The sequence below is a fragment of the Methylobacter sp. genome, assembly GCF_004322395.1.
Classification (GTDB): Bacteria; Pseudomonadota; Gammaproteobacteria; order Methylococcales; family Methylomonadaceae; genus Methylobacter_A.
Genome location: NZ_SCTW01000132.1, coordinates 38,810 through 57,136 on the forward strand (window position 1 = coordinate 38,810; position 18,327 = coordinate 57,136).

The following is an 18,327-nucleotide window of genomic DNA, read 5'->3' on the forward strand; positions in this document are numbered from 1 at the left end:
TTTGCTGTGCTAAAATTTTACCAGCAAAAAATATTCGCCTGTTAAAGGCAAACAATCATTGTTGATCGAAATTTAAATCTGATGAGCAAGCGCCCGATACTGCAGAAAATCATCCCTAAGCAACTCAACCCTATAAATGTTGCCTTGCTTTATGCCGCTTTTGCAGCTCTGTGGATAATTGCATCCGGCAATCTGTTAACCTTTGCCGTTGACGATGCAGCCCTTCAGGGACATATCGAGTTGGCAAAAGGCCTGGCTTTTGTCGCCGTCACCAGTGGCCTGCTTTACCTGTTGCTCAAAGGTTGGCACAGAACTTTAATCGATCCGGCAAATATACTCAATGCCCACATCCGTCCTTTAGCAATAAGCCGTCTGACGCTATTGTTTGCGGCTCTGGTGCTGATTGTGCCGCTGATTGGACTGGCGATCATCACATTGTACGGCCCGAAAATAGAACGCGAGGCTTACGCCAATCTGGAAGCCATCGCCAAACTTAAAACCGAGCAAATCGAAAACTGGCTGGATGAGCGGCAGGACGACGGCTTAGTGCTGACGGCCAGTACAGGCTTCGTCGAGCACGTGGATAAATTTATCAAACAACAGGCTTCTTCATCGCGCGAAATTATCCAAAAACGGCTTAACCTGTTGCGCACCATTCACGGTTACGACAGCGCGCTGTTGCTTGATACCAAGGGGCAGTTGCTGTTTACCTTGGGCGAACATGACGACATGCCCGTTGATCTTCAACGATTGCTGCGCCAATCTCTAACCGGCAAGCAGGTTCAGCGAGGGGAGCTTTATCGGGATGATACTGGAAATATCCAACTGGACTGGGTAGCGCCTATTTTTGTTGCCGACGCGCAAGGCGAACGCCCGATAGCTGCGGTAGTGCTGCGTATTACCGCCCAACATTTCCTTTTCCCCTTGATCCAGGCTTGGCCAACAACCAGCCCCAGCGCCGAAACGCTACTGGTTCGACAAGACGGCGGTTCCGCGCTTTTTATTAACACCTTGCGCCGCCGCGACAACACGGCGCTATCGTTGCGCTTGCCCTTAACCAACCCCTCATTTCCTTCTGTCGCAGCCATTCTCTCCGGACAGGCCGGCATCACCAAAGGCTTTGATTATCGCCATATTGAGGTTCTGGCTGCTTATCGCCCGCTGAAAGGCACAAACTGGCACCTGATCGCCAAAATTGACCGTCATGAGGTACTGGCGCCGTTACGGGAACTGGTGCTATGGGTCAGCCTAGTTGCCTTGGTCGCCATCGTTGCCATCAGCATAGCGCTGTTAATGTTATGGCGTCAGCAGCAGCGAACACAAAACCTAGCCCTTCTGGCGCATAAGGCAAAGACGGAATATCAGCTCAGTATTGCTGACGCAACCCTGCAACAAAGTATGGAACGTACACAAGCACTGATAAAATCAGCTTTGGATGCGATTATCAGCATGGACCAATTCGGCAAAGTCATTACATGGAATCCTCAGGCCGAAGTTATTTTCGGCTACACGCAGGATCAAGCCATCGGGCGTGAAGTTGCTGAGCTAATTGTGCCGCCAATATATCGCGATGCTCATCGGCAAGGTATCGCACGGTTCATCCGGGCAGGTTCCGCAACTATCATGGGTAATCGCATAGAAATTCAGGGCATGCATTCCGACGGTTCGGAATTTCCAATTGAATTAGCGATCTCAACACTGACGCAGAACAATGAACAATTTTTCAGCGCCTACATACGCGATATTAGCGAACGTAAACAAGCTGAAGAGGAAATACGATCAAGTAAAGCTAAACTAGAAGCTGCTCTGGCCAGCATGAACGATGCGGTATTTATTTCCGATTTCGAGGGTCGAATCATCAACTTTAATGACACCTTCGCAACATTTCACAGGTTCAGAAGCAAAGAAGAATGCGCTACGACATTTGCCGAGTATCCTAATTTCATAGATGTATACTCGACCGGCGGGGAACTTGTACCCTTGGAGCAATGGGCAGTACCCCGTGCATTGCGAGGTGAATCTGCGACAAATGCCGAATTCCTTTTACGCCGAAAAGACACCGATGAAACATGGGTTGGAAGCTATAACTATGCGCCCATCCGCAACAATGATGGCGTAATCGTTGGCTCGGTGGTCACCGCACGCGACATCACCGAACATAAAAAATCCGAGAATGAACTGCGTATTGCGGCGACAGCGTTCGAATCGCATGAGGCCATGTTAATCACCGATAACAACCAAATCATTCTGAAAGTCAATCAGGCATTTACCCAGATTACCGGATTCAGTGCCGAGGAATCCATCGGAAATACGCCTGCCATGCTTAAATCGGACAAACAGGATCGACAATTCTACGACGCGATGTGGGAAAGCCTGAATCGCGATAAATTCTGGCAGGGGGAAATCTGGAACCGGCGTAAGAACGGCGAACTATATGCCGAATGGCTCAACATCTCCGCCGTGACCGATGCCAGCGGACAGGTCAGTAATTACGTCGCGTCATTCGCCGACATTACGGCAATCAAGAAGTCGGAAGAAACCATTTACAATCTGGCTTTTTACGATTCTTTAACCAAACTGCCCAATCGCCGCCTGCTAATAGAAAGATTGCAACAAGCGCTCAACTCCAGTTCGCGACATCTTAACTACGGTGCGATCCTGTTTATAGACCTGGATAACTTTAAAGAGTTAAACGACATTAAGGGTTATGAGATTGGCGACTTATTGCTGATTGAGGTCGCCAAGCGCCTGAAACTCTGTGCGCGCAGCAATGACACTATCGCCTGTTTAGGGGGAGACGATTTCGTGGTGGTGCTGGAGGATCTGGGCATAGAAGCTGATCAGGCAGCAGTTCAGGCTGAAAGCATCGCCGAAAAAATCCGTATCGCCATCAGCCAGCCTTTCACTTTACAAGAACTGGAATACCATAATGCTTCCAGTATCGGCATCAGCCTGTTTCGTAATCATGAAATCAGCGTCGATGATTTGCTTAAGCATGCCGATACGGCTATGTACCAAGCCAAGCAGTCCGGGCGCAATACCATCCGTTTCTTTGATCCAGCCACTCATGCCGCGATGGAAGCCCGCATCGCGCTTGAAGCCGAGTTACGGCTAGCCTTGCCTGGCAATCAATTCCGGCTGTATTACCAAATGCAAGTGGATACCACCGGCAAGATATTGGGGGCAGAAGTACTGATACGCTGGCAACATCCCGAACGAGGGTTGGTGTCTCCTGCCCAGTTTATTCCGTTGACTGAAGAGAACGGTCTGATTGTTCCTATCGGCCAATGGGTACTGGAAACCGCCTGCGCTCAAATAAAACGCTGGGAAACGGATGCAAATACCCGGCATTTACAACTTGCCGTTAATGTCAGCGCACTTCAATTCCGCCAGCCCGACTTCGTTGAACAGGTATGCGGGGTGCTGGAAAAAATTGCCATTAATCCTGACAACCTTAAACTCGAACTCACCGAAAGCCTGGTGCTCGAAGATGTTAACGATACGATCACCAAGATACAGGCCCTTAAAAAATTGGGGATACATTTTTCCATGGACGACTTCGGCACCGGTTACTCATCGCTGGCCTATTTGTCGAAACTGCCGCTGGAACAATTGAAAATCGACCAGTCTTTCGTATACAACATCGACGTAAAAGCTTCCGATGCAGTGATTGTGCAAACTATCATCGGTATGGCCAAAAACCTTGATATGGAGGTGATTGCCGAAGGCGTGGAAACTGAACAGCAACGCGACTTTCTTCAGCGCAATGGCTGCACCCGTTACCAAGGTTACTTGTTCGGCAAGCCGGTACCGCTGGAGGAATTTGAGCAATTGCTGTGCAATGCATAAAGTTGAATTTAAATCTATTTGCACAAGTAGTTAATCAGTATATTTTGCATTCCATGTTGCTAAAAACACACATATGAATGTGCAAAACTTTCAATCAGTTATATTTAAACTATCGCAGGCTCGGATGATAGTCTTTATAATCGTTGGTCATGAGCCCACAAGACCGCATAATTAACCATTTCACAGACAGCCTCCGAACCCAGCAGGCTACGCTAACCAGCCTCGGCGAATTGATCGAGTTTGCTTCACAGCGGCTGGTCGCAACCTTGCTTAATGATAAAAAAATAATCACTTGCGGCAATGGCCGTTCGGCGATACTCGCCCAATTGCTGTCATCGGCCATGCTTAACCAATATGATCGTGACCGGCCTTCGTTACCCGCGATTGCCTTGACTACCGACACGACCACCATCACCGCGATAGCCAACGACTATCATTTCGATGACGTATTCGCCAAACAGCTCAGAGCATTAGGGCAAAGCGGCGATATATTAGTCGCTTATACCGATGGCAACAATTCAGCCAATATCGCTAAAGCCATTGCCACAGCTCACGATAAAGATATTACTGTTATCGCGCTGACCGGAAACAACGGCGGCATGATTGCACCGTTACTCAATGAAACCGACATAGAAATTCGCATACCGTCAAACGCCAGCGTACACATTCAGGAAGTACATGCATTGATTACCCACTGCTTGTGCGACTTAATCGACCATCAATTATTTGGCGGTTGATTATGAAAAAACTTGTATTGCTGCTACTGATGCATAGTCTTTTTATTTCGGGTTGTTCGACAATTAAGGCGGGCGGTGCGGAATTAACCGGCTTATCATTATTAAACGACCGTCGCAGCCGCGATGCGATTTTGGCTGACGAAGCTATTGAAGACAATGCGAGCGCCAAGCTGAATGCTTATTATGATTTGCGCGAAAAATGCCACTTTAATATCACCGCTTACAACGGCGCAGTGCTGGTTACCGGCGAAACGCCCAAAGAAGAGTTTCGCGACCGGATTATCGACATTGTCCGCGTCATTCCCAACGTAAAACTGGTACACAACAAGCTGACTATCGCCAATCCCAGTCCTCTCAATTTCCGGGCCAATGACGCGATAATTACCGGCAAGGTAAAAACCGCACTGACTCAAATACCGGAATTCGATGCGTCCTGGGTAAAAGTCATCACCGAACAAAGAACGGTTTATCTGATGGGGCTGGTGCATAGAAACGAAGGCGCTGCCGCCATTGACGCAGCCAGACGTCAATCCGACATAAAACAAATCATCACGGTTTTTGAATACATTGACTAATATTGCTCCCTTACCTGCCGATTTCTTAAGCTTACTTGCTGAATTTTTCATCCCCGAAGACATTTTAACTGCACCTGAAGACTGCTGGACTTACGGCTATGACAACAGCCGTCGCCATGTACTACCCCAAGCCGTGGTTTTTCCAACCACGCATGAACAAGTGGTCAGTATCGTTAATGCATGCAACCGCTTCAACATTCCGTTGACTGCCAGAGGCCGCGGCACCGGCACCACCGGCGCGACCGTTCCACTGAAAGGCGGACTGATCGTGTCGCTGGAACGCATGAACAAACTGGTCGAATTTTCCCCCGATAACCGCTACATCATCGTGGAACCGGGCATGACTAACCAGCAGGTGCAGGATATCGCTAAAGAAAAAGGCTTTTTCTGGCCGCCCGACCCGACCAGCGCGGCCTTCTGTAGCGTTGGCGGCAATCTGGCCTATAACTCCGCAGGCCCCAGGGCGGTAAAGTACGGCACACCCAGGGAAAATACTTTAGGCTTGCGCGCTGTGACCGGGGCAGGCAAGGAAATCCGCGTCGGCGTTCATACCAGCAAAGGCGTGGTCGGTTATGATCTGACTCGGCTGATACTCGGCTCGGAAGGCACACTGGCGATTATTACCCAAGCCACATTAAAACTGACGCCGCTGCCGGAAGCGACCAAAACGCTCAGAGCCATATACAATTCCGTTTTCGATGCGGCCAAAGCCGTCTCCGCGATTATGTCGCAACCGGTCATTCCGTGTGCGCTGGAATTTATCGACGGCAATGCGATCAACATGATCCGGCAATATTCGGAAACCGATCTGCCGGAACACGCAGGAGCCATGTTAATGATTGAAGTCGACGGACAACGGGAAGGTTTGGATACGGCAGCTGAGAAAGTCGCCGCAGCCGCCCAAAACGACGGCCTTTTGGATATCAGGTTGGCTCAGACTGAAGCGGAAGTTAAAGCGCTCTGGCAAACCCGGAAAGCGTTGTCTCCGGCGTTGCGCAAGGTGGCTCCGAAGAAAATCAATGAAGATGTGGTGGTTCCGGTTACCGAAATGCCTGCGTTGATAGCCGGGTTAGGCGAACTTTCAAAAAAATACGACCTAGCCATTATTAACTTTGGTCATGCGGGCAACGGCAATATTCATGTGAATTTGCTGCTCGATCCTGATGAGCCTGAACAAGGCAAAAAAGCCCACGCTTGCCTGGATGAAATTTTTTCTTTGGTATTGGCGCTAAACGGTACGCTGTCCGGCGAGCATGGCGTGGGCCTGGAAAAAAGGGATTTTGTCGACCGGGAACTGGATGTGAATTCGTTGGAATTAATGCGCGACATTAAGCGCCAATTCGACCCGAACGGCATATTGAATCCGGATAAAATGTTTCCACTTGCATAACTGCGATTAATAGAACGCGGATGACGCGGATTTGGCTGATAAACACGGATAAAAAATAAATCCGCGTAAATCCGTCCAATCCGCGTCATCCGCGTTCTATTTTTTAACTACTGAAAGTTCGCTGCTGCCGTCCATGTCGCCGGTCTGGCTGTACAACAAAGGCCGCCCCTGATTAAGCGTTGCTGCTGCAAGCACTTTGCAAACAGCAATTTTATGATCCCCGGCATCGGTATAATGACTGACCTGACAATCGAAATAGACCAAACTTTCGGATAAAACAGGCGCGCCGGTTTTGGCTTGCTGCCACTGAAAACCGACCATTTTGTCTTTAGACGACCGTCCAAAATGCTCGGCTATCGCATACTGATCCTGTCCCAGCACATTAACCGTACAAACGCCGCTTTCCTGTATTAATTGGTAAGAGTAATGTTTAGGATTAATACTGATCGCCAGCAGCAAAGGATCAAAAGACACCTGCATCACCCAGGCCGCAGTAAAGGCATTTTGACGATCGCCCACACCGACACCGATCACATAAACGCCGTGACTGATCTGTTTTACCAATGTTTCAGCATTCTCAATCATCAATGCACCAGTTTAATACGCATCGATAAATCAACCGCCCGGACGTGCTTGGTTAATGCGCCGATGGAAATATAATCGACGCCTGTCTCGGCAACTACCCTGATATTGTCCAGATCAATGTTGCCGGAAGCCTCAAGCTCTATGGCTCCGGCATTTAACTTTACCGCCGCGACCAACTCTTCAAAACTGAAATTATCGAGCATGATTCGATCGGGCTTTGCGGCGACAGCCTCTTGAAATTCCCGTAGGGACTCCACTTCAACTTCCACAGGAACTGACGTCAGTTCACGTACCGACCGGATTGCGTTGGCTATCGAACCTGCCGCAATGATATGGTTTTCCTTGATCAAGACCCCGTCATATAAGCCGATCCGATGGTTATAGCAGCCACCGCAGGCTACTGCATATTTTTGCGCATTTCTCAGGCCCGGAATGGTTTTGCGGGTATCCAGCACCTTGCAGCCCGTACCGGAAACCGCATCGGCATATTGCCGGGCAACGGTTGCGGTTGCAGACAAGGTTTGCAGCAAATTCAGTGCGGTACGTTCGCCAGTCAGCAAACCTCTTGCTGCACCGCTAAGCTTGCATAAGACCGTATTTTTGCCAACCGACTCGCCTTCAGCCACCAGCCAGTCGATCTTAACGCCGGCATCCAAGGAATTGAATACCTTATCAAACCACCATTGACCGCAAAGCACCATGTCTTCACGCGTAACCACATCGGCTTCAGCTATCGTAGATTCAGGAATGATGGCCGCGGTTATATCCCCGGAACCGATATCTTCTTCAAGATAATGTTTAACATCTACCATTTTCAATTGTTCTGTCATAAGCTCATCAATTCTGAAAGCACCCGCTCGGTCAGCGTTTTTTCACTCATTTTAACAATGGCGGCCTGCCCCTGACGCAACTTTTTTGCCAATTCATCAGTCTGCATTTCAAATATTTTTATTCCGCTTTTCCCGACAAACAGCATATTTTCTGCATTTTTCCAAAGCAGCTTGCCCCATTGCTTTCCGGATTCCGAAATGAGTGCAACCCAGCTTTCCTCAGCAAGATTTCCAGCCTTCTCCGAGCATTCATCCACTATTATCGCTTCGGCGTTTGGCTTCTTGTGCACAACAGTTACTGCATCACCAGCTGTTTTTTCCTTTTTATCCATTAAAATAATATGCCATACGGCAAGATCTTTAAAAAAGCGCGACTGTGCAGATTTATCATATGAAATTTGTTTCAAGCCTTTCCTTAATTCTGCAATCAATCCCGGCAACAACTTTAATATCTGTTTTCTTTCGCGGTCATCTGCCGGAGGCATAACGCTTATAATTAACTCATCCATAGCCTGCACCGATTTTTCCCACTGTTCCGGCTGTTCATCTTTATGTGTATAAGCGTCCAGCAAGACATTTGACCAAACATCACGTAGAAACTCGACTATTGCTGTCGGCAGGTTTTTATCCTTTATGCTGTTCTCAATGGCTATATCGACTATTTTTCTGCTCGACGCCAATGCTTGTTTATTTATCATAAACTGCTTGGCGTTCTCTTCGATATTTTGAGTACGCTGTTTTTGTTTGTTTAGGTAATTCGAAAACTCACCTGCCTCTGCCGTCCAGCAAGCCAATTCAAAACCGCGATTCTCGGTTATTTTTTTTACTGCGCTTGCAATTCGTTCCTGAATTAACCGTTCATCATGCTCATCCGTATTTAAACACAATCCGGCGGTAAACAAATCATCAAGCAACTGTCTTACAGGACTGTTCTGATTTGTAAAAATACTGTACCGTCCTAAAGAAACCGCCGACATCGGAATTTCCAGTTGTAAAACAGCTGTTTTTACAGAGTACTGAAGCAGTTCATTCCGCTCTATTTCGCTGAAAATTAAATCTGCCAAATCCAGTACGTCTTCGTCATGCGGAACCAGATTTTTAACCTTACCGTTAAAACTCAGCTCCTCCAGTTTTTTTAGCACTCGCCATTTTAACGGCTGCTTTTTTTCATCCGAATCCGATTCATCATTAAACTGCTGAAGAATCTGCAAGGCATTTATTATTTCAAAATGTTCATAAAATGCATTTCCGGTAACTGGAATTAAATCGTAAGCAGAAGGAAAATGAGCCAATCGCCAAAGCTCCAGTTTTTTCTGTAGCAGTATAAATTCTTCACTTGGCTGTTCAGCGCTTTCAGGAATGTGATCAACCTGTTCCTTGATCTCCCCCACTACATATAATTGTGTCGGGCTCGGGTTTGTGCGACTTTTAATGAGTTCACGATAAATAAATCCTAACTGCATAAAGACATTAACTTCAAATGCCTTATATAGCGCAATCCTTCCATCTACATTTAGTCTCAGCGGATTAACAACCTCAACCAAGGCACGAACCAACTTTCCCGGAAATATCGGATTTTGACTATCGGCTATAGTTTGTTTTCCCGACTTAGTTACAAGGCTGTTAAGGCTAGTCAATTCTTCATAGAATGAACTCTCACACTGGCGGATAATCCGAGTGATTTCGTGGTTTTCTTTTACTGCGTCTTCACTGACCAGCGATATTTTAGAAAAATCTAACTCTCTTCCCTGGTAATTTGCGAGTTTATAATTATTGTCGAAAATATCGTTAACTTTGAGCAAATAATTTTGCTTAATATCTTTTCGAATGGAACGAAGATACTCCAGCAATTTTGTATATTGACCCTTACTTACTTTTTCGCGGTTTTTGCCTAACTGCAAGCCAAATTCAATGTCGATTCGTGCGCAACACTCATCTACCATTTGTTCAAAATATTGAAAAAAAACTGGCTTAATTTTGTTTAATGTTTCAACCTTATTCATATTATCCAATCCTGAATGTATGTGTTGAGGATTATCTGTATATCTGCTGTTATTTAAAGGTAAGTTAGTCATAGTCTAGTCCTCTCTAAGTTTTATGACTAATAATAGGCCTATTTATCCTAAATACTGTGCCTTGTTTCCATCTTTTCACTTTTTTGACTAACCCATGAAAATAGAGCAGCACTGGTTAACCGACATTATCCGAGTCCCTTCTCTTAACTTTGATGAGCGATCTGAGCCTGCGGATATTTCATTACTGGTTATTCATTGCATCAGTCTACCGCCCGGCGAATTTGGCAATCAATATATAGATGATCTGTTTTGCAATCAGCTGGATCCTGATGAACACCCTTATTTCAAAGACGTATATCAACTTGCCGTATCTGCACATTTACTGATTAAGCGAGATGGGAGCTGTGTTCAGTATGTACCATTTGACAAGCGTGCTTGGCATGCAGGGAAATCGTCCTATGAAGGACGGGAACGATGTAATGATTTTTCTATCGGTATAGAACTTGAAGGAACCGAATTTGTCGATTATACCGATCAGCAATATGTGCAGCTTGCCGCCGTGATTCGCACCTTGCTTAAAGCTTATCCTAAACTATCGACGCAACGCATTGCCGGGCATAGCGATATTGCGCCTGGACGAAAAACCGATCCGGGCGCATCTTTTGACTGGCAAAGACTTTTAAGACTGTTGAACATGGAACACGGATGACGCTGATTAGACGGATTTACACGGATTTTCAAAGCTAAAAACCGTACTTCTATCCGTGTTCGATTACAAAATTTTGGCTCTACACTGAGTCCGGATGTTTCGGCTGCCCTAAGCCGAACGATTCCACCAGCATTAACATCACGCCCAAGGTAATCGCGGAATCTGCGATATTAAAAGCTGGCCAGTGCCAGGACTCGTAATAAACATCGAGAAAATCGATCACATAACCGTAAGCCAGCCGATCGATCAAATTGCCGATAGCGCCACCCAGAACCAGCGCCAAAGCCACTGCCAGCAAAGTTTCGTGTTTTTTTAATCGCGTTAGCCAAACCACTATAACAGCACTGATAACCAGAGCCAATCCGGCAAAAAACCAGCGCTGCCAACCGCCGGCTTCGCTTAGGAAACTGAAAGCCGCACCGGTATTGTGGACATAGGTCAACTTAAAAAACGGCATGACCTGAATAGATTCATAAAGCTGCATCGTGCCTGCTATCGCAAGCTTGCTCGCTTGATCCAAAATTACCGCCAGTAACGACAGCCATAACCACTTCAACATAATAAAATCACGCATAGTGCCGGTGCTCTCCATCGCCCGCTACATTTTCAACGCAGCGGCCGCACAGTTCGGGATGTTCCGCTGTCTTACCGACATCAGGGCGCTGGTGCCAGCAACGTACGCATTTTTCATGTTCGGATACGACGACCTTTAATTTAATGCCTTCAATTTCAGTCTGAATCGCTTCTTCAGGGGCATTTTGTTCAACCATAACCGAAGCGTCGGAGGTAATGAAGATAAAACGCAATTCATCCTCTAACTGATTTAACGCATCAACAAACCCGGCATTGCAGTACAGTTCAAGTTCAGCATTCAACGAAGAACCAATGTCGCCTTTGGCCCTGCTTTTTTCCAGCTCCTTGCCGACAGCGGCCCGGACTGTCATGACTTTTTGCCAAAACTCGCGATTCAAAGCGGAATTGTCATCCAGTTTGACCAAGCCCTGATACCAGGTTTCCAAAAACACCGACTCACTGCGCTTACCCGGCATGTATTGCCAGATTTCATCGGCGGTATAACTGATGATCGGTGCCAACCAGCGGGTCAACGCTTCAAGCACATGATACATCGCGGTTTGCGCCGAGCGCCGCGCCAAGCCGTCGGCTTTTGCGGTGTATTGACGATCCTTGATGATATCCAGGTAAAATCCGCCCAAGTCAATCACGCAAAAATGATGCACTTTTTGGTAGATATGCTGGAATTGATAGGTTTCGTAAGCGGCTTTGACTTCTTCCTGCAACGCGAACGCCCTATCCACAACCCAGCGATCCAGTGCCAGCAAATCTTTATCTTCGACCAAATGTTGCGCAGGATCGAAATCGTCCAGGTTGGACAGCAAAAACCGTGCGGTATTTCTAAGGCGTCTGTAGCCGTCCGAGGTGCGCCTTAAAATTTCATCCGATACACTCATCTCGCCGCGATAATCCGTCGATGCAACCCATAAACGTAATACATCCGCGCCCAGGTCTTTCATAACCGATTGCGGGGCAACGACATTGCCTTTTGATTTGGACATTTTCTTGCCGTCGGCATCGACGGTAAATCCGTGCGTCAACACGGCCCTGTAAGGCGCAACCTCATTCATCGCGACCGATGCGAGCAACGATGACTGAAACCAGCCGCGATGCTGGTCGGAGCCTTCCAGATATAAATCGGCCGGAAAGTGCAGTTGTTCGCGCTTTTCCAAGACGCAGGCGTGGGTAACGCCGGAGTCGAACCAGACATCCAGGGTATCGTTTATCTTTTCGTATTGTCCGGCTTCATCGCCTAATAATTCAGCGGCTTCCAGCTCGAACCAAGCGTCTATACCTTTTTGCTCGATACGCAGGGCCACCTGCTCAACCAATTCAACCGTACGCGGATGCAATTCGCCGGTTTCTTTATGGACAAAAAACGCGATCGGCACGCCCCAGGTGCGTTGACGGGAAACACACCAGTCAGGCCGGCCTTCCATCATGCTTTCAATGCGCGCTTGGCCCCATTCGGGAATCCAGACAACGCGCTTGACTTCACTCAGCGCCTGCTCGCGCAGTTTGTTTTTATCCATCGAGATAAACCACTGCGGCGTAGCCCGGAAAATAATCGGGGTTTTGTGCCGCCAGCAATGCGGATAACTGTGCAGTATCGCGACATGATGCAGCAATTTGCCTTTTTGCTCCAACACTCCCAAGACATGGGCATTGGCGTTGAACACATGCTCGCCGGCAAAAATTTCTGTGCTCGGCAGAAAAACGCCGTCGTTACCGACCGGGTTATCGACCGGCAAGCCGTATTTCAAGCCGACCACATAGTCGTCCTGGCCGTGGCCCGGCGCTGTATGCACCGCGCCGGTACCGGCTTCGGTAGTGACATGGTCGCCCAGAATAATAGGCACTTGCCTGTCATAAAAAGGATGCCGCAATAACTGATGCTCTAATACCGCACCTTTGCAATAAGCAATCACATGGTAGTTTTCGATGCCATAACGCAGCATCGCATCTTTAAGCAGGGCTTCGGCAACGACCAAGCGTTCCTTATCGCCGTCTTTTTCGCATTGCACTACCGCGTATTCCAAATCCGGGTTTAACGCAACGCCCTGGTTTGCAGGCAGTGTCCACGGCGTGGTTGTCCAAATGACCACTGATAACGGCCCGTAACCATCATGCTCAGGCACATGATGGCATTTATCCAAAAAGTCATCTTCATTAACGACCAGAAAACGCACATCGACCGCAGGCGAATGCTTGTCTTCGTATTCGACTTCCGCTTCAGCCAGCGCTGAACCGCAATCGGTACACCAGTGCACCGGCTTGGCGCCTTTTGCTATGTGGCCGTTTCGGCTGATTTTGCCTAACGAACGCACAATATCGGCTTCAAACGCAAAATCCATGGTTAGATACGGATGATCCCAATCACCTAAAATGCCCAGCCGGATAAAGGCCTCTTTTTGTATGTTGACCTGTTTTCCGGCATATTCGCGGCAGGCTTTGCGGAACACAGCCGGGGATACTTTGACGCCCGCTTTGCCTATTTTTTTCTCTACCTGTAATTCAATCGGTAAACCGTGACAGTCCCAGCCCGGCACATAAGGGGCATCGAAGCCGCTCAATGATTTTGATTTAACAATGATGTCTTTTAATACTTTATTAACCGCATGGCCGATATGAATTTCACCATTGGCATATGGAGGGCCGTCATGCAGAATAAACTTGGGTCTTCCGGCAAATTCCTGCCTGATTTTGTTATACAAATCTGCTTCATTCCATTTTTTCAGGCGTTCCGGCTCACGTTGAGCCAAATTGCCTTTCATAGGAAATGCAGTGTTGGGTAAATTCAGTGTTTTTTTATAATCCATTGTCATAACAATATAAACTCAGCAAAAATCGTAACTATCCAGTAGCTAGAAAAAATAACACTCGGCAATTGCTCCTCCGTTGCTCCGCCTCTCCCATCCATGAGGTCGTACCTCCTGCATGACCCACAGGGATGTGGGAAATGCAGATTTTGCATGGAGCAAAAATCTGCCCATACAGTCGACAGACGACACGGATTTGACTAATAACCACTAACAAAATTATTAATATTTTTTTTATAAACTTGGCTTCGGTTTTTTCAAATCCGTTCCAATCAGTGTCGCCTAGAGGCGCCTACTGTTGGTATCCGTGTTCCATTATAAAATTAGCATCTGCTGAGCGATTACCAAAAATCTTTTTGGCCTCAGCCACATCTTTTACAATCTGAGCTTTAAGCTCATCCAATGACTGAAAACGCATTTCATCCCTAATCTTTTGTTTAAAATGCACTTCCACATAACGCCCGTAAATTTCTTTATTAAAATCAAACAAGTGTGTTTCTAATATGACCTTTGAACTACCATCAACCGTGGGCCGGGTGCCTACATTCGCCACACCTTCAAATTCTCGCCCATCGATACCGGTCATGGTTACGGCAAACACCCCATTAACAGGGGTATTTTTTCTAAACATCAGTATGTTGGCGGTAGGATAACCGATAGCTCGACCTCGTTTATCACCATGCGCCACACGTCCGCAAACAGAATAACAGCAACCGAGCAATTTTTCAGCTAGAGCTAAATCACCACCGCCCAACGCATCCCTGATCAGCGTACTGCTGACTCGAAGCCCGTCTATTTGATAAGACCCAGTGTCTTCAACATCAAAACCGTATAGCTTGCCCTTATCTTTGAGCATAGCAAAATTGCCGCGTCGGGCCTTGCCAAAATGAAAATCATCTCCGACCACCAAATGCTTTATATTCAATTTCTTTACTAAAATATCTTCAATAAACTGCTCGGCATCACAGTCGGCAAAGTACTGATTAAATCGCAATATCAATAAATCATCAACGGGCAACTTAGAAAACCGGATCACTTTCTCGCGCAAACGCATCAACCGTGACGGTGCATTTTCTCCAAGAAAATACTCCAGCGGCTGAGGCTCAAAAGTCATCGCGACAACGGGCAAAGCTAAAACCTCACCTCGCTCTGCCAGCTTTTTTATTACGGCCCTGTGTCCTAAATGCAAACCGTCAAAATTACCAATAGTCAGTACGCAGCCGTTTTTTAACGGTTCTAAGTGAGATAATCCTCTAATTAAACGCATGAAATATGATGAATTCCAAAAGGTTTAATTCTACCATGGGTAAATAGTGCTTGGATTCAAATCATCATAACTGAATCATCTGCTCAAAAAAAAAGCCCGGTGGAATCCCACCGGGCTTTTTATTTTTAAATCAGAGATGAATTATTTCATCATTGATTTTTTGAACATACTGTCCAGTTTGCTGTTTGTATCTTGAGCATACTGAGCTGCACGGTTAGCTGCAGCTTCAGCAGAAGCAGCTTGTGAAGAAGCGGAATCAGCAGCGCTTTTTGCGCTAGCTGCATCAGCAGATGCTTGTGCAACCGAAGTTTTCAAGCCATCAACTTGTGATTGTAGGTTTTCAATATCCGAAGTGCTTGCACAGCCAACAGCTACGCTAGCAACTAAAGCAACCATTGATAATTTCATTACTTTTTTCATGTTATTTCCCTCTTAAAGTTATTACTACAAAAAAACGCTTACTAATTTTAATTATAAACTATTTTCAAATTATTTTCCATTTATTTTATTTTTACCACCGTCCCTTTATCCAGCCATTGACTTAAATGATCAATCTGGCCGTTAGTTAACGCGATACAACCATGAGTCCAATTCATCGATTTATGAATTTTTTCATCCGCTCTTCCCAAACCATGAATACCGATCCGTCCACCTAACGGTGTATTTTGCGGCGGCACCTGATGGTAACGATGAGCGGTTATAATATTATTATAAGCCACCTGATTAATAACTCCCTGCTCCAAAGCCTTTTGCGCATCTTCTGCTGATGGATAGGTTAAACCGAAAAACTTTCGAAACGAACTTTTTTCGCCAACCCAACCTATCCTATAACTTCCGAAAGGCGTAACGTTATCGCCCCGATGACTTTTAAATCCGGCACCGCCTCGGCCAATGGCAATGTCATTTATAGTATCAAGCGTCTGCTGACCTTTTTTTACCTCAATGGTGAGCGCTTTCGTATCTACTAAAAGCCAGACGTCATCATCTGCAATTACCGAAAAAGAAAACAAACTAAAACACAGCAATGAATAAATTCGTAACATAAATGTTTTACACTAGATAAGAATTTTGGTGTACTTTAGTCACCAGGTTAATTGTCGAATTAAGGATCCAGCATGCAAATAGAAATTATTACAACGCATCCATATAACGACCAGAATCCAGGCACATCCGGACTTAGAAAAAAAGTTAAAGTATTTCAACAGCCCGGTTATCTGGAAAATTTTGTCCAATCAATTTTCGACTCGTTATACGACTTCACCGGAAAAACGCTGGTACTGGGTGGAGATGGACGATACTTTAATAGACCGGCCATACAAACCATCATCAAGATAGCGGCAGCCAACGGTTTCGGCAGGCTTATTATAGGTCAAGCTGGGCTGTTGTCTACCCCAGCTGCATCACATATCATCAGAAAAAATAACGCATTCGGAGGTTTAATTCTCTCTGCCAGCCACAATCCCGGTGGCCCTGACGAAGATTTCGGCATTAAATACAACGTCAGTAATGGCGGCCCTGCCCCGGAAAAATATACCAGTGCGTTTTATCAGCGCAGTCTAAATATCGACAGCTATAAAATAGCCCGCATCGAAGATATAGACTTGGATCAAATTGGTACTCTCAAAATAGATGACCTTACCATCACTATCATTGATCCGGTGGACGATTATGCGGAACTCATGCAATCAATCTTCGACTTCAATTTACTCAAACAAAGCGTCAGCTCCGGCTATATAACTCTCCTTTTTGACTCCATGCACGCCATTACCGGACCTTATGCAAAAAAAATACTGGTAGACATATTGGGTGCAACACCAGATTCGGTCATTAATGCCGAACCGCTGGAAGATTTTGGCGGTCATCATCCTGATCCCAATTTGGCCCATGCCCAAGAACTTGCCGAACGCATGTTCAGCCCGTCAGCCCCGGTTTTCGGCGCAGCATCCGACGGAGACGGCGACCGCAACATGATTACCGGCAACAACATTTTCGTAACGCCCAGCGACAGTCTAGCCATTATGGCGGCCAATGCTCATTTAATTCCCGCTTACGCCCAAGGCTTGCACGGTGTGGCTCGCTCCATGCCTACCAGCCAAGCGGTCGATCGTGTCGCCGCCCACTACAACATTCCCTGCTACGAAACACCGACCGGCTGGAAATTTTTCGGCAATCTTCTGGATGCAGGAAAAATCACCCTGTGCGGCGAGGAGAGCTTTGGCACCGGCTCGAACCATGTCCGAGAAAAAGATGGCTTATGGGCGGTGCTGTTCTGGCTGAATTTAATCGCCAAGAAACGCCAGCCTGTTGCCGACATTGTCCATGAGCATTGGCAAAAATTCGGTCGGGATATTTATTGCAGACACGACTATGAAGCCGTGGAAATGGAAATCGCCAACGGCATTGTCGAGCACCTGAGAAGCCAGCTACCCGCATTGCCTGGACAAACTTTCGGCGAATATAAAGTTAAATATGCCGATGAATTCAGTTATGAAGACCCTGTAGACGGCAGCATCAGCGATAAACAGGGCATACGCATCGGTTTTGAAAACGGTTCACGCATTATTTTCCGTTTATCGGGAACCGGAACCGTCGGCGCAACCTTAAGAATCTATCTGGAACGCTTTGAACCTGATCCATCCAAGCACGAACAAGATGCACAAGTGGCCTTGGCAGAATTAATCGACCTTGCCGAACAGTTTTGTGAGATTAAAAAACGTACAGGTAGGATTGAGCCTAATGTAATCACTTAAAAGCAGATGAAAGACACAAGGCGAAAGGTAAACATTGCGCCTTTCGCCTTAAATAATTCACAAAAACGTGATTTTTCAGTTACAAAGCAAATTTTGGACTCTGAAGCAGCTACACTAAACCAATGGGATGGACTCCTCCCACCTTGTATCGGCATCAAAGTGCCAGACTGATAGGATTGAATATCAGACAAACTAGCGGAGGAGTCCGAAATGAATATTAAACGGGTA

Annotated in this window: 15 protein-coding genes; 6 read left to right on the forward strand and 9 right to left on the reverse strand. The window is 46.6% G+C overall.

Annotated elements, in window-relative coordinates; genetic code table 11:
* Positions 1-81: 81 nt before the first annotated feature.
* The 4 genes from EPO18_RS17670 (at position 82) to EPO18_RS17685 (ending at position 6,551) form a co-directional block, all read left to right on the forward strand.
* Positions 82-3,849, forward strand: coding sequence for a bifunctional diguanylate cyclase/phosphodiesterase (locus EPO18_RS17670; protein ID WP_292435612.1), 3,768 nt, complete (start codon positions 82-84; stop codon positions 3,847-3,849).
* Positions 3,850-3,998: 149 nt separating this feature from the next.
* On the forward strand, positions 3,999-4,586 hold the full coding sequence (locus EPO18_RS17675) for an SIS domain-containing protein (RefSeq protein WP_292435614.1): 588 nt from the start codon (positions 3,999-4,001) through the stop codon (positions 4,584-4,586).
* A 2-nt stretch (positions 4,587-4,588) separates the two neighbouring features.
* Positions 4,589-5,161 carry a BON domain-containing protein gene (locus EPO18_RS17680; protein WP_292435616.1) on the forward strand — a complete coding sequence of 191 codons (573 nt, stop codon included), beginning with the start codon at positions 4,589-4,591 and terminating at the stop codon, positions 5,159-5,161.
* Positions 5,145-6,551: an FAD-binding oxidoreductase gene (locus EPO18_RS17685; protein WP_292435619.1), complete on the forward strand. Its 1,407-nt coding sequence runs from the start codon at positions 5,145-5,147 to the stop codon at positions 6,549-6,551. The genes EPO18_RS17680 and EPO18_RS17685 overlap by 17 nt, the downstream gene beginning before the upstream one ends.
* A gap of 96 nt (positions 6,552-6,647) precedes the next feature.
* Here EPO18_RS17685 and EPO18_RS17690 read toward each other — a convergent pair whose 3' ends face one another.
* The 3 genes from EPO18_RS17690 to EPO18_RS17700 are packed head-to-tail and all read right to left on the reverse strand — an operon-like array spanning position 6,648 to position 9,969.
* Positions 6,648-7,136, reverse strand: coding sequence for a flavin reductase family protein (locus EPO18_RS17690; RefSeq protein ID WP_292435622.1), 489 nt, complete (start codon positions 7,134-7,136; stop codon positions 6,648-6,650).
* On the reverse strand, positions 7,136-7,966 hold the full coding sequence (nadC, locus tag EPO18_RS17695) for a carboxylating nicotinate-nucleotide diphosphorylase (protein WP_292435624.1): 831 nt from the start codon (positions 7,964-7,966) through the stop codon (positions 7,136-7,138). Before nadC ends, EPO18_RS17690 begins: the two co-directional genes overlap by 1 nt.
* Positions 7,963-9,969 (reverse strand): DUF1631 family protein, encoded by a 2,007-nt coding sequence (locus EPO18_RS17700; RefSeq protein ID WP_292435626.1) that lies wholly within the window; start codon positions 9,967-9,969, stop codon positions 7,963-7,965. The genes nadC and EPO18_RS17700 overlap by 4 nt, the downstream gene beginning before the upstream one ends.
* Before the next feature lie 166 nt (positions 9,970-10,135).
* Here EPO18_RS17700 and ampD point away from each other — a divergent pair, with 166 nt between their 5' ends.
* Positions 10,136-10,690: a 1,6-anhydro-N-acetylmuramyl-L-alanine amidase AmpD gene (gene ampD / locus EPO18_RS17705; RefSeq protein ID WP_292435628.1), complete on the forward strand. Its 555-nt coding sequence runs from the start codon at positions 10,136-10,138 to the stop codon at positions 10,688-10,690.
* A 79-nt stretch (positions 10,691-10,769) separates the two neighbouring features.
* Here ampD and lspA read toward each other — a convergent pair whose 3' ends face one another.
* The 5 genes from lspA to EPO18_RS17730 form a co-directional block, all read right to left on the reverse strand.
* Positions 10,770-11,249 (reverse strand): signal peptidase II, encoded by a 480-nt coding sequence (gene lspA, locus EPO18_RS17710; protein WP_292435647.1) that lies wholly within the window; start codon positions 11,247-11,249, stop codon positions 10,770-10,772.
* 7 nt (positions 11,250-11,256) lie between these two features.
* On the reverse strand, positions 11,257-14,088 hold the full coding sequence (gene ileS, locus EPO18_RS17715) for an isoleucine--tRNA ligase (RefSeq protein WP_292435631.1): 2,832 nt from the start codon (positions 14,086-14,088) through the stop codon (positions 11,257-11,259).
* A gap of 286 nt (positions 14,089-14,374) precedes the next feature.
* Positions 14,375-15,349 (reverse strand): bifunctional riboflavin kinase/FAD synthetase, encoded by a 975-nt coding sequence (ribF, locus tag EPO18_RS17720; RefSeq protein ID WP_292435633.1) that lies wholly within the window; start codon positions 15,347-15,349, stop codon positions 14,375-14,377.
* A 141-nt stretch (positions 15,350-15,490) separates the two neighbouring features.
* On the reverse strand, positions 15,491-15,769 hold the full coding sequence (locus EPO18_RS17725) for an Lpp/OprI family alanine-zipper lipoprotein (protein WP_292435635.1): 279 nt from the start codon (positions 15,767-15,769) through the stop codon (positions 15,491-15,493).
* Between the two features lie 80 nt (positions 15,770-15,849).
* The gene (locus tag EPO18_RS17730) at positions 15,850-16,392 is read right to left on the reverse strand and encodes a L,D-transpeptidase family protein (RefSeq protein ID WP_292435637.1); all 543 of its coding nucleotides are present in this window, start codon (positions 16,390-16,392) and stop codon (positions 15,850-15,852) included.
* Positions 16,393-16,464: 72 nt separating this feature from the next.
* Here EPO18_RS17730 and EPO18_RS17735 point away from each other — a divergent pair, with 72 nt between their 5' ends.
* The gene (locus tag EPO18_RS17735; protein ID WP_292435639.1) at positions 16,465-18,099 is read left to right on the forward strand and encodes an alpha-D-glucose phosphate-specific phosphoglucomutase; all 1,635 of its coding nucleotides are present in this window, start codon (positions 16,465-16,467) and stop codon (positions 18,097-18,099) included.
* Here the strand turns inward: EPO18_RS17735 and EPO18_RS17740 are convergent.
* On the reverse strand, positions 18,096-18,327 hold a 232-nt coding region (locus tag EPO18_RS17740), incomplete at its 5' end, for a hypothetical protein (protein WP_292435641.1). The two genes, EPO18_RS17735 and EPO18_RS17740, sit on opposite strands and share 4 nt — an antisense overlap.

What these genes read in the sequence shown, in the direction of transcription:
- nadC (WP_292435624.1), bottom strand. Translation starts at nt 7,966, where the DNA reads ATGACAGAACAATTGAAAATGGTAGATGTTAAACATTATCTTGAAGAA.
- EPO18_RS17700 (WP_292435626.1), bottom strand. Translation starts at nt 9,969, where the DNA reads ATGAATAAGGTTGAAACATTAAACAAAATTAAGCCAGTTTTTTTTCAA.
- EPO18_RS17690 (WP_292435622.1), bottom strand. Translation starts at nt 7,136, where the DNA reads ATGATTGAGAATGCTGAAACATTGGTAAAACAGATCAGTCACGGCGTT.
- EPO18_RS17730 (WP_292435637.1), bottom strand. Translation starts at nt 16,392, where the DNA reads ATGTTACGAATTTATTCATTGCTGTGTTTTAGTTTGTTTTCTTTTTCG.
- EPO18_RS17725 (WP_292435635.1), bottom strand. Translation starts at nt 15,769, where the DNA reads ATGAAAAAAGTAATGAAATTATCAATGGTTGCTTTAGTTGCTAGCGTA.
- ileS (WP_292435631.1), bottom strand. Translation starts at nt 14,088, where the DNA reads ATGACAATGGATTATAAAAAAACACTGAATTTACCCAACACTGCATTT.
- lspA (WP_292435647.1), bottom strand. Translation starts at nt 11,249, where the DNA reads ATGTTGAAGTGGTTATGGCTGTCGTTACTGGCGGTAATTTTGGATCAA.
- ampD (WP_292435628.1), top strand. Translation starts at nt 10,136, where the DNA reads ATGAAAATAGAGCAGCACTGGTTAACCGACATTATCCGAGTCCCTTCT.
- EPO18_RS17735 (WP_292435639.1), top strand. Translation starts at nt 16,465, where the DNA reads ATGCAAATAGAAATTATTACAACGCATCCATATAACGACCAGAATCCA.
- EPO18_RS17675 (WP_292435614.1), top strand. Translation starts at nt 3,999, where the DNA reads ATGAGCCCACAAGACCGCATAATTAACCATTTCACAGACAGCCTCCGA.
- ribF (WP_292435633.1), bottom strand. Translation starts at nt 15,349, where the DNA reads ATGCGTTTAATTAGAGGATTATCTCACTTAGAACCGTTAAAAAACGGC.
- EPO18_RS17670 (WP_292435612.1), top strand. Translation starts at nt 82, where the DNA reads ATGAGCAAGCGCCCGATACTGCAGAAAATCATCCCTAAGCAACTCAAC.
- EPO18_RS17680 (WP_292435616.1), top strand. Translation starts at nt 4,589, where the DNA reads ATGAAAAAACTTGTATTGCTGCTACTGATGCATAGTCTTTTTATTTCG.